This window comes from Massilia sp. BGA-UO-ETr-WB1, assembly GCF_059567845.1.
Map to the genome: position 1 here is coordinate 123,709 of NZ_JCAQOT010000021.1, position 13,583 is coordinate 137,291.

The 13,583-nt window shown below is 67.7% G+C and carries 13 protein-coding genes; 2 read left to right on the top strand and 11 right to left on the bottom strand.

Annotated features, from left to right (window positions below):
- The 4 genes from ntrB to AC56DV_RS05225 all read right to left on the bottom strand — a co-directional run bounded on the left by ntrB (position 1) and on the right by AC56DV_RS05225 (position 4,299).
- Positions 1-762 (bottom strand): nitrate ABC transporter permease, encoded by a 762-nt coding sequence (ntrB, locus tag AC56DV_RS05210; protein ID WP_496313821.1) that lies wholly within the window; start codon positions 760-762, stop codon positions 1-3.
- A gap of 162 nt (positions 763-924) precedes the next feature.
- Positions 925-2,160, bottom strand: coding sequence for a CmpA/NrtA family ABC transporter substrate-binding protein (locus tag AC56DV_RS05215; RefSeq protein WP_496313245.1), 1,236 nt, complete (start codon positions 2,158-2,160; stop codon positions 925-927).
- Between the two features lie 197 nt (positions 2,161-2,357).
- Positions 2,358-3,266, bottom strand: a complete 909-nt coding sequence (locus tag AC56DV_RS05220) for a LysR family transcriptional regulator (RefSeq protein WP_496313246.1) — start codon at positions 3,264-3,266, stop codon at positions 2,358-2,360.
- Positions 3,267-3,342: 76 nt separating this feature from the next.
- Positions 3,343-4,299, bottom strand: a complete 957-nt coding sequence (locus tag AC56DV_RS05225; protein ID WP_496313247.1) for a LysR family transcriptional regulator — start codon at positions 4,297-4,299, stop codon at positions 3,343-3,345.
- Positions 4,300-4,409: 110 nt separating this feature from the next.
- On the opposite strand from AC56DV_RS05225, the gene AC56DV_RS05230 reads away from it, so the two are divergent.
- Positions 4,410-5,261 (top strand): oxidoreductase, encoded by an 852-nt coding sequence (locus AC56DV_RS05230; protein ID WP_496313248.1) that lies wholly within the window; start codon positions 4,410-4,412, stop codon positions 5,259-5,261.
- 29 nt (positions 5,262-5,290) lie between these two features.
- Here AC56DV_RS05230 and AC56DV_RS05235 read toward each other — a convergent pair whose 3' ends face one another.
- The 6 genes from AC56DV_RS05235 to ybaK form a co-directional block, all read right to left on the bottom strand.
- A complete protein-coding gene (locus tag AC56DV_RS05235) occupies positions 5,291-6,517 on the bottom strand; it encodes a metal-dependent hydrolase (protein WP_496313249.1) in 1,227 nt (408 codons plus the stop codon).
- Between the two features lie 115 nt (positions 6,518-6,632).
- Positions 6,633-6,923 (bottom strand): DUF427 domain-containing protein, encoded by a 291-nt coding sequence (locus tag AC56DV_RS05240; protein WP_496313250.1) that lies wholly within the window; start codon positions 6,921-6,923, stop codon positions 6,633-6,635.
- Between the two features lie 21 nt (positions 6,924-6,944).
- Complete coding sequence (locus tag AC56DV_RS05245) at positions 6,945-7,925, bottom strand: sensor domain-containing diguanylate cyclase (RefSeq protein ID WP_496313251.1); 981 nt, start codon at positions 7,923-7,925, stop codon at positions 6,945-6,947.
- 192 nt (positions 7,926-8,117) lie between these two features.
- Entirely contained in the window at positions 8,118-8,771 is a 654-nt protein-coding gene (locus tag AC56DV_RS05250) for a DsbA family oxidoreductase (protein ID WP_496313252.1), read from the bottom strand.
- Positions 8,772-8,828: 57 nt separating this feature from the next.
- Positions 8,829-9,473, bottom strand: a complete 645-nt coding sequence (plsY, locus tag AC56DV_RS05255) for a glycerol-3-phosphate 1-O-acyltransferase PlsY (protein ID WP_496313253.1) — start codon at positions 9,471-9,473, stop codon at positions 8,829-8,831.
- Between the two features lie 69 nt (positions 9,474-9,542).
- Complete coding sequence (ybaK, locus tag AC56DV_RS05260; protein WP_496313254.1) at positions 9,543-10,034, bottom strand: Cys-tRNA(Pro) deacylase; 492 nt, start codon at positions 10,032-10,034, stop codon at positions 9,543-9,545.
- Between the two features lie 36 nt (positions 10,035-10,070).
- On the opposite strand from ybaK, the gene AC56DV_RS05265 reads away from it, so the two are divergent.
- Positions 10,071-11,030: an endonuclease/exonuclease/phosphatase family protein gene (locus tag AC56DV_RS05265; protein WP_496313255.1), complete on the top strand. Its 960-nt coding sequence runs from the start codon at positions 10,071-10,073 to the stop codon at positions 11,028-11,030.
- Between the two features lies 1 nt (position 11,031).
- On the opposite strand, the gene AC56DV_RS05270 is transcribed toward AC56DV_RS05265, so the two are convergent.
- Positions 11,032-13,572, bottom strand: a complete 2,541-nt coding sequence (locus AC56DV_RS05270) for a sensor domain-containing protein (protein ID WP_496313256.1) — start codon at positions 13,570-13,572, stop codon at positions 11,032-11,034.
- Between the last annotated feature and the right edge of the window lie 11 nt (positions 13,573-13,583).

The window sequence follows — 13,583 nt, forward strand, 5'->3', positions numbered from 1 at the left end:
TCAGTTCTCCACTTGTTCGTAGGTGAAGGCTTTGGCCAGCGACACCAGCGCCCATTCCAGCAACAGGCCGACGATGCCGATCACGCCGATGGCGATCAGGATGTGCGGCACGTTCAGGTTGTTCCATTCGTCCCAGACCCAGAAGCCGATGCCCACGCCGCCGGTCAGCATTTCGGCCGCGACGATCACCAGCCACGCGGTGCCGATGGCCAGCCGCACGCCGGTGAGCATGTAGGGCAGCACCGAGGGCAGCAGGATCTTGGTGACGATCTTCCATTCCGACAGGCTCAGCACCCGCGCCACGTTCATGTAATCCTGCGGCACGCGCTGCACGCCGACGGCGGTGTTGATGATCATCGGCCAGATCGAGCAAATAAAGATCGACCAGATGGCGGCCGGGTCGGCGGCCTTGAAGACCAGCAGGCCGATCGGCAGCCAGGCCAGCGGCGAGACCGGCTTGAGCAAGCTGATGATGGGGCTGAACATGCCGTACATGAACTTGAAGCGGCCGATGATGAAGCCGAGCGGGATGCCCACCAGCGCCGCCAGGCCGAAGCCGATGGCCACGCGCTGCAGCGAGGCCAGCACGTTCCAGCCTATGCCCTGGTCGTTCGGGCCCTTGCGGTAGAACGGGTCCGAGAACAGCTTGACCGCCTCTTCCCAGGTGGCCCACGGGGTGGGGAAGCTGCTGTTCTTGGAGGCCAGGATCTGCCACGCCAGCACCAGCAGCGCCAGGCCGATCACGGGCGGCAGATACTTCATCACGAAGGGCCGCATGCGGGCGCTGCCCGATTCCAGTTTGATGCCCTTGGCGGCGATGCGCTCGCTGCGCGCCGGCTTGGGCGGCGCCTCGTCGTTGGCAGCGGCGGCCGCGGCTGCGGGCACGGCGGCGATATTGTGCAGAACTGCGCTCATGGCTGCTCCTTATGCTTTGATCTTGAATGAATCGGCGTAGGCCTTCGGATTCTTGCCGTCCCAGATGGTGCCGTCGATCAGCTTGACGCTGCGCAGCGGCGATTTCGGCACGGCCGCCTTGGCCATGCCTGCGGCGTCCTTGTACACGTCGATCTGGTTGATCTGCGTGGCCACCGCCAGGTAGTCCGGCTCGGCCTTGAGCAGGCCCCAGCGCTTCTGCTGCGTGAGGAACCACATGCCGTCCGACAGGTAGGGGAAGTTCACCGCGCCGTCGTTGTAGAACTTCATCGAGTTCGGGTCGTCCCAGGTCTTGCCCAGGCCGTTCTGGTAGCGGCCCAGGATGCGCTGGTTGATCACGTCCACCGAGGTGTTCACATAGGATTTGTCGGCGATGGTTTCGGCCATCTTCATCTTGTTCGACAGCGAGGCGTCGATCCAGCGGCCGGCGTCGATGATGGCGGCGGTCAGCGCGCGCGCCGTGTTCGGATACTTCTTCACCCACTCGGCGCTGGTGCCCAGCACCTTCTCCGGGTGGTCGCGCCAGATCTCCTGGGTGGTGGTGGCGGTGATGCCGATGCCGTCCACGATGGCGCGGTGGTTCCACGGCTCGCCCACGCAGAAGCCGTCCATATTCCCGATGCGCATATTGGCCACCATCTGCGGCGGCGGCACCGTGATCATCTTGGCGTCCTTCATCGGGTTGATGCCGTAGCTGGCCAGCCAGTAGTACAGCCACATGGCGTGGGTGCCGGTGGGGAAGGTCTGCGCGAAGGAGTATTCGCGCGGGTCCTTCTTCATCAGCGCGGCCAGCGAGGGGCCGTCCACCGCGCCCTTGTCGGACACCTTTTTCGACAGGGTGATGGCCTGGCCGTTGTGGTTCAGGTTCATCAGCACGGCCATGTCTTTTTTCGGCCCGCCCGCGCCCAGGTGCACGCCGTAGATCAGGCCGTACAGCACGTGCGCCGCGTCCAGCTCGCCATTGACCAGCTTATCGCGCACGCCGGGCCAGGAAGCCTCTTTGCTGAGCACGATCTTGATGCCGTACTTCTTGTCGAAGCCCAGCACGGACGCCATCACCACCGATGCGCAGTCGGTCAGCGGAATGAAACCGACTTTGACTTCTTCCTTTTCAGGCTTGTCCGAGCCGGCTGCCCAGGCCCCTTGCGTGGCAAGGCCGGAGAGTGCAGTGGCGGCGCCGGCTTTCAACAGGCTGCGGCGTATCAAGCTGATTTTGCTGTCCATCATATCCCCATGCTAGTTTGTGACTTGCGGCAAGCGGACGCCTGCCCTGACACTAGCTTTGCAATAGCTGTGCCAGGCCACGGAACGGCCAAACACGGGGCTTTATGCGGCCTGGCGGGGAACGAAGTGTATTTTCAGCACCGACATTGTGCGGCGCACCAAAAGCAGGCGCACCGCAACACGGCATGCGCCAGAATGGCTTAGGCGGCGGGCACCAAAATGGGTTCCGCGCGCAGCCGGCCGGCCATCAGGTCGACAAAACTGCGGATGCGGGCCGAGCCCTGGCGACTATCCCGGTGCACGATGCTGACCGGCACGCCGGGCGTGGCGTACTCCTCCAACAACAAAGTCAGCTCGCCGGAAGCCAGCAGCGCCTCGGCCTGGTAGGACAACAGGCGCGTGATGCCGAAGCCGCGCCGCACCGCCTCGATGGCCGCGTCGTTGCTGTTGACCACCAGGCGCGGCTTGAAGCGCAGCGACTGGCTGCGGCCGGCGTTGGCGAAGCGCCAGTCCGGCGGCGTGCTGGAGCCGGACGACATCACGATGACGTGCTGCGCCAGCGCCTCGGGGGTGGCCGGCGTGCCGTGTTCGGCCAGGTAGGCCGGTGAGGCGCAGATCACGCGCCGCACCTGGCCCACGGTGACGGCGCGCAGGCTGGAATCGGGCAGCTCGCCGATGCGCACCGCCACGTCGATACCCTCCTCCATCATATTGGTGACGCGGTCGACGAACATGGCGCTCACCTCCATGCCCGGATAGCGCCGCAGGTACTCGACGATGCCGGGCGTGATGTACTGGCGGCCGAACAGCACCGGCGCCGTCACCGACAGGTGGCCGCGCGGCGCGGCGTTGCTGCCGGCGGCCGCCTCGTCGGCCTCGTCGACCTCGGCGATGATGCGGCGCGCGTCGTCCAGGTAGCGCTGGCCGGCCTCGGTCACGCGCACATGGCGCGTGCTACGGTCCAGCAGGCGCACCCCGAGGCGCTCCTCCAGGGTGGCGATGGCGCGCGTGACGGCCGGCGGCGACATACCCAGGCGGCGCGCCCCGCCGGCGAAACTCTGCTCCTCGCCCACGGCGACGAACACCCCCATCAAATGCAAACGGTCCATACCCCTCCCAGAATCTCAGTCTTCAGCCAGAGTCTTCAGCCAGGGTCAGTTCCGGCATCGCGACACGAGCTCAACCTTATGCGCTTGAGCTCGTGTCGCGATGCCGGAACTGACCCCGCTCGTGTAGTTTGATCTTCGGGAACAGGCCGGGGGCGCGCTCCGAAGCGAAATCGATGAACTGGCGCACGCGCTGCGGCATCTGGGTGCGCTGCTGGTAATACATATAGACGCCGCTGTTGACGGTGACCGTGCCGGGCAGCAGGTGCACCAGGCGGCCGGCGGCGATGTCGGCTTCGGCCATGTAGGCCGCCAGCTGGCCGATGCCGATGCCGTCGCGCACCGCCTGCACTTCGCCTTCCACCGTGTTGAAGCTGGCCACGGTGGGAATGTCTTTATAGACGGTGCCGCCGTCGATGTGCAGCTCCCACGGCACCAGGCGGCCGGTGTTGGGCTGGCGGAAGCCGGTGCAGCGGTGCGCCGCCAGCTCGTCCACCGTGCGCGGCGCGCCGTGCAGCTCGATATAGCGCGGCGCGGCGCAGATATACAGGCCGATGTCGCCGATGCGGCGCGAGATCAGGTTGCGCTCGGGCGGGTTGCCGCCCCGGAAGCCGACGTCGATCTTGGCTTCGATCAGGTCCGTGAAATGGTCTTCCAGCAGCAGGTCGAACTGCACGCCGGGATGCAGCTCCTGGAAGTCGCGCACCAGCGGGATCAGCATGTGGCTGCCGAAGGAGGTGGGCGCGGCCACGCGGATCATGCCGTCCATGTCCTTGCGGCTGTTGCGCACATGCTCCAGCGCCTCGTCCAGCAGGCGCAGGCCGGGGTTGGCCAGCTCGAACAGGCGCTGGCCCTCCTCAGTCAGGCTCAGGCTGCGCGTGGTGCGGTGGAACAGGCGCACGCCGAGGTTGCCCTCCAGCTGGCGCACCGCCTTGCTGACCGCCTGCGGCGACAGGCCGAGTTCGGCCGCCGCCTGGCTGAAGCTGCCGGCGCGGACCACGGCGATGAACAACGTGATGACGCGGGAAGTATCCATTTACAACCAAGAGATGAAAATCAAACGCCTTTACGCTATCTAGTGTAGCAGAGGTGGGCGGCCTAAACTTGCCTTCATCAACACCCCACCACCTCTCAAAGGAGAACAACATGTCCAAAGTATGGTTTATTACCGGTGCATCCCGCGGCTTCGGCGTCCTGATGGCAAAAGACGCGCTGGCGCGCGGCGACAGCGTGGTCGCTACCGCCCGCAACCCGCAATCCGTGATCGACGCGCTGGGCGAACACCCCAATCTGCTGGCCGTGCGGCTGGACGTGACGCAGGAAGCGGCCGCCGTGCTGGCCGCGCGCGCCGCCGTGGACCGCTTCGGCCGCATCGACGTGCTGGTCAACAACGCCGGCTACGGCCTGCTGGGCGCGGTCGAGGAAGCCAGCGCCGAGGAGGTGCGCGCGCTGTACGAGACCAATGTGTTCGGCCTGCTCAACGTCACCCGCGCCGTGCTGCCCCACATGCGCCGCCAGGGCAGCGGCCACGTGATGAACATGTCGTCCGTGGGCGGCTACACGGCGGCGGCCGGCTGGGGCGTGTACGGCTCCACCAAGTTCGCGGTGGAAGGCATCAGCGAGGCGCTGGCCGAGGAAGTGCGGCCGCTGGGCATCCACGTCACCGTGGTCGAGCCGGGCTACTTCCGCACCGAATTCCTGGAAGGGAATTCGCTGGTGTCCACCGGCGCGCAGCTGGACGACTACGCCGGCACCGTGGGCGCGATGCGCACGCTGGCCGCCAGCATCAGCCTGAAGCAGCCGGGCGACCCGCGCAAGCTGTCGCTGGCCATCCTGAAGCTGGCCGACTCGGCCCGGCCGCCGGTGCGCCTGATGCTGGGCAGCGACACGGTGCGCATGGTGCGCGAGAAGAACCGCTTCGTCGAGCAGGAGCTGGGCGAGTGGATCGGCCTGTCGCTGTCCACCGACCACGACGACGTGCTGAAGCAGGCGGCCTGAACCGGCCAGCCCGCAGCAGCCCGGCAATCTCAGCGGGCCAGCAGGCCGGCGCGCGGCGGCGTCCAGGCGGGGACGCCGGCGGGACAGGCGCGGCCGGCGGTGGCGGCCAGGTCCAGCGTGGTGAAGTTGCCGCGCGGGGTGGTGGCGAAGCGCATGTCGCTGGCGACGCCGTCCACGATGGCGGGCATGCGCGCGAACCGCAGCCAGGCCGCCAGCCAGCAGTTGGCGGCGTTCTGGCTGCGCAGTTCGGCCAGGCTGCCGCTCACCTGGCCGTACAGCTCGATGCCGGGCACAGCGGCGCTGTGCGGCGGCGGGTCCAGCAGGCCGGACGGACATTGCTGCGGCGGCAGCCAGCCGGGCGCCAGGCTGACCAGGCCGCGCCGCAGGCGGTAGCTGTCGGCCGCCTCGTTGGCTTCGACCGATACGAAAGCCCAGCACAGGGGCTGAGCGGGGAAGGCGGTCATGGCCACGTCGTGGATGCGGGCCTGCGGATCGGCCGCTTGCAGCGCGGCCTGCACCCGCTGGCGCCCGAGCGCGCTGGCCACGCCTTGCGCGGCCACGAAGCCAACGCAGACCAGCAGCGCCAGCGCCATCGCGCGCCGGCTGCGGCGCCGCGCCGCCTTCAGCACGGCCTGCCCGGCGCCCAGCGCCAGCAGGAAGGCCAGCGAGACCGCCCCCAGGAAGCCGCGCGACGCGAAATAGCACAGCACGCCCGCCAGCCCGGTCAGCATCAGCCAGCGTAGCCACGGCACGCCGACCGCCATGATCAGCGGCACGCCGAAGGCGACCCAGAACACCGGTTCGATGATGAAAATCATGTCGCCGTAGAACCAGCGCCCGTCGAACGGGTAAAACGGATGCACGCCGTAGGAGTTCAGGAAGTCCATGCCGAGGTGCAGCAGGAAGCCGAGCACGACGGCCGCGCCCAGCCCCAGCCGGGCGTGCCGGCTGCGCCGCAGCAGCGCGCGCGCGTTCGGCCACAGCAGCCACAGCAGCGCCACCAGCAGCAGCGCTTGCGGCACTTCGTACAGCAGGGTGTGGGTGTGGCCGCGATGGTGCAGCAAGTAGCCGAGCGGTTCGGGTAGCAGCCGGGTCAGGAACAGGTCGAGGTCGGGGAAATTGCTGGCGGCGGCGCAGGCGGTGAGCAGCAGGCGGTGCCGCGTGCGCTGGCCCGCTTGGTCCGGTTCTGCGGGCAGGCTGCGCTGCACCAGTTCGCCGACGCCAAGGCCGACGACGGTGTGGGTGATGTTATCCATTAAACTCCGGCGAAAAACTGCTCAAGGCGGCGCGGTGCGGCCGGGCCTCGCGCAGCGCAAGCGCTTCCGGCAGCGCCTGCGCGTTGCGGGCAGGGCCCGGCTGGTAGCCCGCGCACTAGCGCTGCACCTCGACGCCGTGCCAGAAGGCGATGTGGTCCTTGATGTGCTGCGCCTTGTCGGACGGGTGGCGGTAGAACCAGGCGGCGTCCTCGTTGACCTTGCCGTCCACCACCAGGTGGTAGTAGTTGGCCGTGCCTTTCCATGGGCACACCGTGGTGTGCACGCTTTCCTGCAGGTACTCGTCGTTGACTTTTTCGATCGGGAAGTAGACGTTGTTCTCCACGATCTGCACTTCGTCGTCGTTCGCTTCGGCGATCACTTCGCCGTTCCAGATTGCTTTCGGCATGGCTGCCTCCTGTGAGCTGAATTAGCTTTCTACCCGGTCGCGCCCGTTGGCCTTGGCCCGCGCCAGCGCCTGTTCGGCCGCGCGCAGCAGGCTGTCGCCGTCGTTGATGTCCATGTGGTTGAACGAGCCGACGCCGATGCTGGCCGTGACCGGCAGCAAGCGCCCGGCCTCACGGTGGATCTGCGCGGCGATCTTGCCGCGCAGGTTGTCGGCGAGCTTGAGCGCGCCTTCCTTCGGCGTGTTCGGCAACAGCACGCAGATTTCCTGGCCGCCGTAGCGCCCGGCCAGGTCGATGACGCGCACGCTCTCGCGCACCAGGCGGCCGACGTTGGCCAGCACCAGGTCGCCCGCGTCGTGCCCGTGGCGCTCGTTGACGGCCTTGAAGCCGTCCAGGTCGATCACCAGCGCCGACAGCGGCGTGCGGAAGCGGCGCGTGCGCGCCACTTCGAAGGTCAGCTTGCCCAGCAGCGCGCGGCGGTTGTGCAGGCCGGTCAGTTCGTCGGTGGTGGCCAGTTCGGCCAGCTGGTCCCGGGCCGCCTGCAGCGCGTAGCGGGTGGCGCGCGCCTCCAGCAGCGCCATGGCCTGGGCGGCCAGGCGGCGCAGGCTGCGCGCCTGTGCGCGCTCCAGCCGGCCCGGCTTGACGTCCATCACGCTCAGGGCGCCGATGGCGTAGCCGTCCGGCGTGATCAGCGCCGCGCTGCTGTACATGCGCATGCCGGGCGCGCTCGCCGTCAGCGGCATGTGGGCGGTGCGCGGGTCGGCGGCCAGGTCGTCGATCTCGGTGGCTTGCTGGCCCAGCACGGCCAGCGAGCAGTAGCTTTGCTCGCGCGGCAGCGTGTCCAGCGCAAGGCCGGTGGCGGCCTTGACCCGGGCGAGCCCGGCGTCCACCAGCGTGAGCGCGGCGTACGGCACGCCGCACAGCTGCGCGGCCAGCTCGGTGAGGAAGGTGAGTTCTTCGCAGGCGGGGGCGTCCAGCATGTGGTAGCGCTGTAGCGCTGCCACACGGCGGCCGTCGTCCGGCGGGATTGCACAGCTGAATGGTTGTGTGCCTAGCGGATGTATGTTCTCTACGGCCAGCATGAGCCTTCCCTTCGTAGCGTCGTTGCGCTTGTCTAGTCTATAAGCTTCGGTGCTACATAGACAAGTTTAGCGCAACCCCGGGCTGGCAGCAAATCGGCGCTCCGGCGGCAAGGCTCAGCCGCCGGCCATGATCTGGCGCAGCGCGCGCTCGAACAGTTCGGCCGGCTGGCCGCCGGAGATCAAATGGCGGTCGTTGATGATGACGGCCGGCACCGAGTTGATGCCCTGGCCCTGGTAGAACTGCTCGGCGGCGCGCACCTCCGCGGCGTACCGGTCCGAGGCCAGCACGGCCGCCGCGCCTTCCGCGTCCAGCCCGGCCTTGACGGCGGCCGCCTGCAGCACGGCGTGCGAGCTCGGGTCTTCGCCTTCGGTGAAGTAGGCGGTGAACAAGGCGTGCTTCAGCGCGCGCTGCTTGCCATCGCCTTCCACGCCGGCCCAGTGCAGCAGGCGGTGCGCGTCGAAGGTGTTGTAGATGCGGCTGCGCTTGCCCATCGCGAAGTCGAAGCCGACGTCGGCGCCGCGCTGCCGTATCATGGCGCGCGACTGTTCCTGCTGCTCCGGCGTGGCGCCGTATTTCTGGGTGATGTGTTCGGTGATGTCCTGCCCTTCCGGCCCCATGTTGGGGTTCAGTTCGAAGGGCTGGAAGTGCAGCGCGGGGGCCGCGTCCGGGCCGATGTTTTTCAGCGCGGTTTCCAGCGCGTTCAGGCCCACGGCGCACCAGGGGCAGGAAACGTCGGAAACGAAGTCGATTTTGATGGGGGTGGTCATGGCGGCCTCGCAGAATGTATCCCTGCGAGATGGGGCCGCCACCGGCTATTTCAACGCTTACTTCTTCCTGGCCGTTTTGGCCGCGTCGGCGCTCTTGCTGCCGATCCGGCTTTCCTTGCCGGCCATCAGGTTCGAGATGTTGGCGCTGTGGCGGAACAGCAGCAGCATGCTCATGGCCGCGACGGCGATCAGGATGGCGTCGATGCCGAACAGCAAGCCGTAATAGAACGGCGCGAACACGGCGGCGGCCAGCGCGGCCAGCGACGAGTAGCGGAAGGCGTAGGCCACCACCAGCCAGGTCGCCAGGGTCGCCAGGCCCAGCCAGACGTTCAGGCCCAGCAGCACGCCGGCGGCGGTGGCCACGCCCTTGCCGCCGACGAAGCGGAAGAAGACCGGCCACAGGTGGCCCAGGAACACGGCGATGGCCACCAGCGCGATGGCGATGTCGCCCACGCCCAGCTGCTCCTGGTAGCGCACCGCCAGCCACACCGCCAGCCAGCCTTTGGCGGCGTCGCCGATCAGGGTGGCGATGGCGGCTTTCTTGTTGCCACTTCGCAACACGTTGGTCGCGCCCGGGTTCTTGGAACCGTAGGTGCGCGGGTCGGCGATGCCGAACAGTTTGCTCGCCACCACGGCAAACGAGATCGAGCCCAGCAGGTAGGCGCCCACGGCCATGGCCACTGTCATCAGTGCTGTATTCATACGTACCCTTCTTGTTCTATTTTTTGCCCGCCAATGCGGCGCGGCTGGTGACTATACAACAAGCGGCCGTCAATCAGCCAGCGCACAATGCACGGGTTTGGCGGAAATCAAATCCAGCAGCACCTGCGGCCGGATACCCACCAGGTAGCCGCGCCGCCCGCCATTGATATAAATCGTCTCCAGCGCCAGGATGGATTCCTCCACGTAGACCGGCATCGCCTTCTTGGTGCCGAACGGCGAGGTGCCGCCCACCATGTAGCCGGAATGGCGTTGCGCCACCTCCGGCTTGCATGGCTCCACCGACTTGCAGCCGATGCCGCGCGCCAGGTTCTTGGTCGAGACCTTGCAGTCGCCGTGCATCAGCACGATCAGCGGCTTGGCCGCCTCGTCCTGCATCACCAGCGTTTTCACAACGGCGTGCTCGTCCACGCCCAGCTCGCGCGCGGACACCGTGGTGCCGCCATGTTCCTCGTAGTCGTAAGGGTGTTCGGAGAACGCCACCTTGTGCTTGCGCAGCATCTGGGTCGCCGGGGTTTCCGAAATATGCTCTTTTTTGGCCATGCCGTGATACGCTAACCGTTGAATAGGAGTTTCGTTATGCGGGAAGAAATTCGCTTTGCCACCTTCAACGTCTGCAATCTCGCCCCGCCGGGCGTTCAATTGTACGATAACCTGCCGCCTCTTTCTGAACAGGAATACGAGGCCAAGGTGGAGTGGACCGCGCAGCAGCTGGACCAGCTCGACGCCGACGTGGTTGGCTTCCAGGAGATCTTTTCGCAGGCCGCGCTGCGCGACGTGCTGTCCCGCACCCGCAAGTACCGCAACGCCATCCATGCCGGTTTCGACCCGGACCCGCACGCCACCCGCTTGACGCCCAATGTGGCGCTGGTGTCGCGCCTGCCGCTGGCGGCGCCGCCCGCAGTGTACGCCGAGTTCCCGCAAGGCGTGGTGTCCGACTCCGGCAACCCCGATTCGGACCGCTTCGCGCGCGCGCCGCTGCACGCGCAGGTGGTGCTGCACAGCGAAATCGTGGTGGACGTGGTGGTGGTGCACCTGAAATCGCGCCGCCCCGACTACCGGCGCGACGATTGCGGCGAGGACCCGCTGCACTTCGCGCTGGCCAACCTGCGCTCGCTGGTCTGGCGCGGCACCGAGGCGGTGGCGCTGCGCGTGCTGCTGAGCAAGGTGATGAAGGACGGCAAGCGCCCCTGCATCGTCATGGGGGACTTCAACGACACCGCCGACGCCGTCACCACCACCATCGTGCTGGGGGCCAATCCGTCCTGCGAGCCGGGCGAGGAATTGCGCGGCCGCATGTTCGACTGCGCCCAGATCCAGATGCGCCAGGACCATTTGCGGCAGGTGGGCTACACCACCGTGCACGAGGGCCATTACAGCACCATCGACCATGTGCTGGTGTCCGAGGAATTCCACCCGGACTCGCCGCGCGCCATCGGCGCCGTGTACGACGTGGCGTATATGAACGACCACCTGAGCCAGCAGCGGCCCGAGACCTCGGACCACGGGCAGGTGCTGGTGCGCTTGCGGCTGCGCTAGCTCAGGCTGAAGCAAGCAGCGCCCCCAGCGCGCTGCCCCGCACTTGCGCGTCGGCCAGGTAGCCCTGGTACTGGTGGCAGCCCACGCTGCGCAGGAAGTTGAGCTGCTCGCGCGTTTCCACCCCTTCCGCGATGGCCACCATGTCCAGGCTGCGCGCCATGGCCACGATGGCGGTGATGACCGCCGTGTTGCCGTCCAGCGTGCGGACAAAGGACTGGTCTATCTTCAGCTTGTCCACCGGATAGTCCTTCAGATAGCCCAGCCGCGAATAGCCGGTGCCGAAATCGTCTATGGTCAGCCGCACGCCCAGGCCGTGCAGCGCCTGCAGCGTGTCGTGCGCGGCGCTGCCGCCCTTCATGATGATGGCCTCGGTCAGCTCCAGCTCCAGGCAGGACGGCTCCAGCCCCGACTGCGCCAGCGCGCCGCGCACGCTGGCCAGCAAGCTCTTTTGCGCGAACTGCGCCGCCGACAGGTTGACCGCCACCACCAGCTGGAAGCCGGCCTGGCGCCAGCGCTGGGCGCTGCGGCAGGCCTGCTGCAGCACCCAATTGCCAATCGGAATCATCAAGCCGGCGTCCTCGGCGGCGGACATGAAGCGTTCCGGGCGCAGCAGCCCCAGTTCGGGATGGCGCCAGCGCAGCAGCGCCTCCACGCCCACCGGCGCGCCGCTGGCGATGTCCAGCTCGGCGTGGAAAGCCAGTTCGAACTCCTGCGCGCGCAAGGCCTGGCGCAAGCCGTTTTCCATCTGCACGCGCTCGGCGATCTGGGCGTGCATCTCGGCGTTGAAGAACTGGAAGCCGTTGCGCCCGCTCTCCTTGGCGTGGTACATGGCCACGTCCGCGTTCTTGACCAGCTGCTCGATGCCGTCGCCGTCGTTGGGGTAGATGCTGATGCCGATGGAGCCGGACACGTGCAGCGCGTGCGGCCCCAGCTGGAAGGGCTGGCCGATGGCGCTCAGTACGCTGCCGGCCACGTGCGCGGCCTGGTCCACGCCGCCGATGTCGGCCAGGATGATGAGGAATTCGTCCCCGCCCTGGCGGCTCACGGTGTCGGCGCCGCGCACGCATTTCACCAGCCGCGCGGCGATCTCCTTGAGCAGCTCGTCGCCCACCTGGTGGCCCAGCGTGTCGTTGACTTCCTTGAAGCGGTCCAGGTCGATGAACAGGATGGCCAGCATGGTGTGGTTGCGGCGCGCCGACGCCAGCGCCAGGCTGAGCCGGTCCAACAGCAGCACCCGGTTCGGCAAGTCGGTCAGGAAGTCGTGCTCGGCCAGGTGGCGGGTGTGGTCTTCGCTGCGCTTGCGGTCCGTGATATCGGACAGCATGCCCATGTAGTTGCTGACCTGGTCGGCGCTGTCGCGGATGGTGGTCAGCGACAGCCAGCCGGGGAACAGCCCGCCGCTCTTGCGGCGGCAGCTCACTTCGCCCTGCCAGTGGCCGGTGGCGTCCATCTCCTGCCACACCTGGCGTTGGAAATCGTCCGGCTCCACGCCGCTGCGCCGCAACTGCAGCGGCCGGCCCAGCATTTCCTCGGCCGCGTAGCAGGTGATCAGCGTAAACGAGCGGTTGACGGCGATGATGTTGCGGTGGCGGTCGGTCAGCACGATGGCGTCGCGGCAGTTCTCGAACACCTGGGCCGCCAGGTGCAGCGTGCGCTCGGCCTGCTTGCGCGCGCCGATGTCGCGCACCACCACGTAGAACAGGTAGCCGTGGTCCAGCGAGATCGAGGTCATCAGCACTTCGGCCCAGAACGCCTGGCCGGCGCAGTCGTGGAAACGCCAGTCGTAGCGCAGGCTGCCGTCGCTGTGGCCGTAATCCTCCATGCCGGGCAGCGCCGGCATGTCCGCCCCCTGCGGCGTTTGCGGCGTGGAAAAATCGCGCAGGCGGCGGCCCACGATGTCGTCGCGGCTGCCGCATTTGAACAGCGCCAGCGCGGCCGGGTTCAGGTCCGTGATGCGCTCGCCCTGCAGCATCAGGATGGCGTCGCTGGAGCGCAAATACATCTGCAGGAAATTGACGCCGGCCGCGCGCAGCGCCTCGTCCTCCAGGCGGCGCGCGGTGATGTCGGCGTCCACGCAAAACAGTTGCCGCACCACGCCGTCCTGCGCCACCGGGAACAGGGTGGAGCTGACCCACAGCCGGCGCCCGCCCGCCGTGCTCACCTGCCAGTCCCGGGCCGGATTGGCGCGCCCGCTGCGCCAGGCGTCCGCCAGCGCCTGCGCGTGCTCGTCCGCGCGCTCGTAGCTGAGCAGGCTGGCCAGCGGGCGGCCCATCGCGTCGCCGGCGGGGATGCCGTACAGGTCGGCGCAGCTGCTGTTCCAGAACAGCACGTTGCCCGCCTCGTCCATGCAGTGCACGGCCACCAACTGGGACGGCTCCACGGTGTCGATCAGGCGGGAGATCAGGTCGAGCGCGTCCGGCATCGGCACCGGCGTCGTGCCGGCGGCGCCGGCGGGCGCGGCCCGGTCCGGCGCTTCGTTGGGTTGTTGCGGCTCCACGGTGGCCTCGCTGCGGGTTGTGCCCGCTGGGGGCGTTCCGGCCATCTTCCCCCCTG

Coding starts and splice junctions, on each gene's coding strand:
- ntrB (WP_496313821.1), bottom strand. CDS start 762: ATGAAGTATCTGCCGCCCGTGATCGGCCTGGCGCTGCTGGTGCTGGCG.
- AC56DV_RS05215 (WP_496313245.1), bottom strand. CDS start 2,160: ATGATGGACAGCAAAATCAGCTTGATACGCCGCAGCCTGTTGAAAGCC.
- AC56DV_RS05220 (WP_496313246.1), bottom strand. CDS start 3,266: ATGGACCGTTTGCATTTGATGGGGGTGTTCGTCGCCGTGGGCGAGGAG.
- AC56DV_RS05225 (WP_496313247.1), bottom strand. CDS start 4,299: ATGGATACTTCCCGCGTCATCACGTTGTTCATCGCCGTGGTCCGCGCC.
- AC56DV_RS05230 (WP_496313248.1), top strand. CDS start 4,410: ATGTCCAAAGTATGGTTTATTACCGGTGCATCCCGCGGCTTCGGCGTC.
- AC56DV_RS05235 (WP_496313249.1), bottom strand. CDS start 6,517: ATGGATAACATCACCCACACCGTCGTCGGCCTTGGCGTCGGCGAACTG.
- AC56DV_RS05240 (WP_496313250.1), bottom strand. CDS start 6,923: ATGCCGAAAGCAATCTGGAACGGCGAAGTGATCGCCGAAGCGAACGAC.
- AC56DV_RS05250 (WP_496313252.1), bottom strand. CDS start 8,771: ATGACCACCCCCATCAAAATCGACTTCGTTTCCGACGTTTCCTGCCCC.
- plsY (WP_496313253.1), bottom strand. CDS start 9,473: ATGAATACAGCACTGATGACAGTGGCCATGGCCGTGGGCGCCTACCTG.
- ybaK (WP_496313254.1), bottom strand. CDS start 10,034: ATGGCCAAAAAAGAGCATATTTCGGAAACCCCGGCGACCCAGATGCTG.
- AC56DV_RS05265 (WP_496313255.1), top strand. CDS start 10,071: ATGCGGGAAGAAATTCGCTTTGCCACCTTCAACGTCTGCAATCTCGCC.
- AC56DV_RS05270 (WP_496313256.1), bottom strand. CDS start 13,572: ATGGCCGGAACGCCCCCAGCGGGCACAACCCGCAGCGAGGCCACCGTG.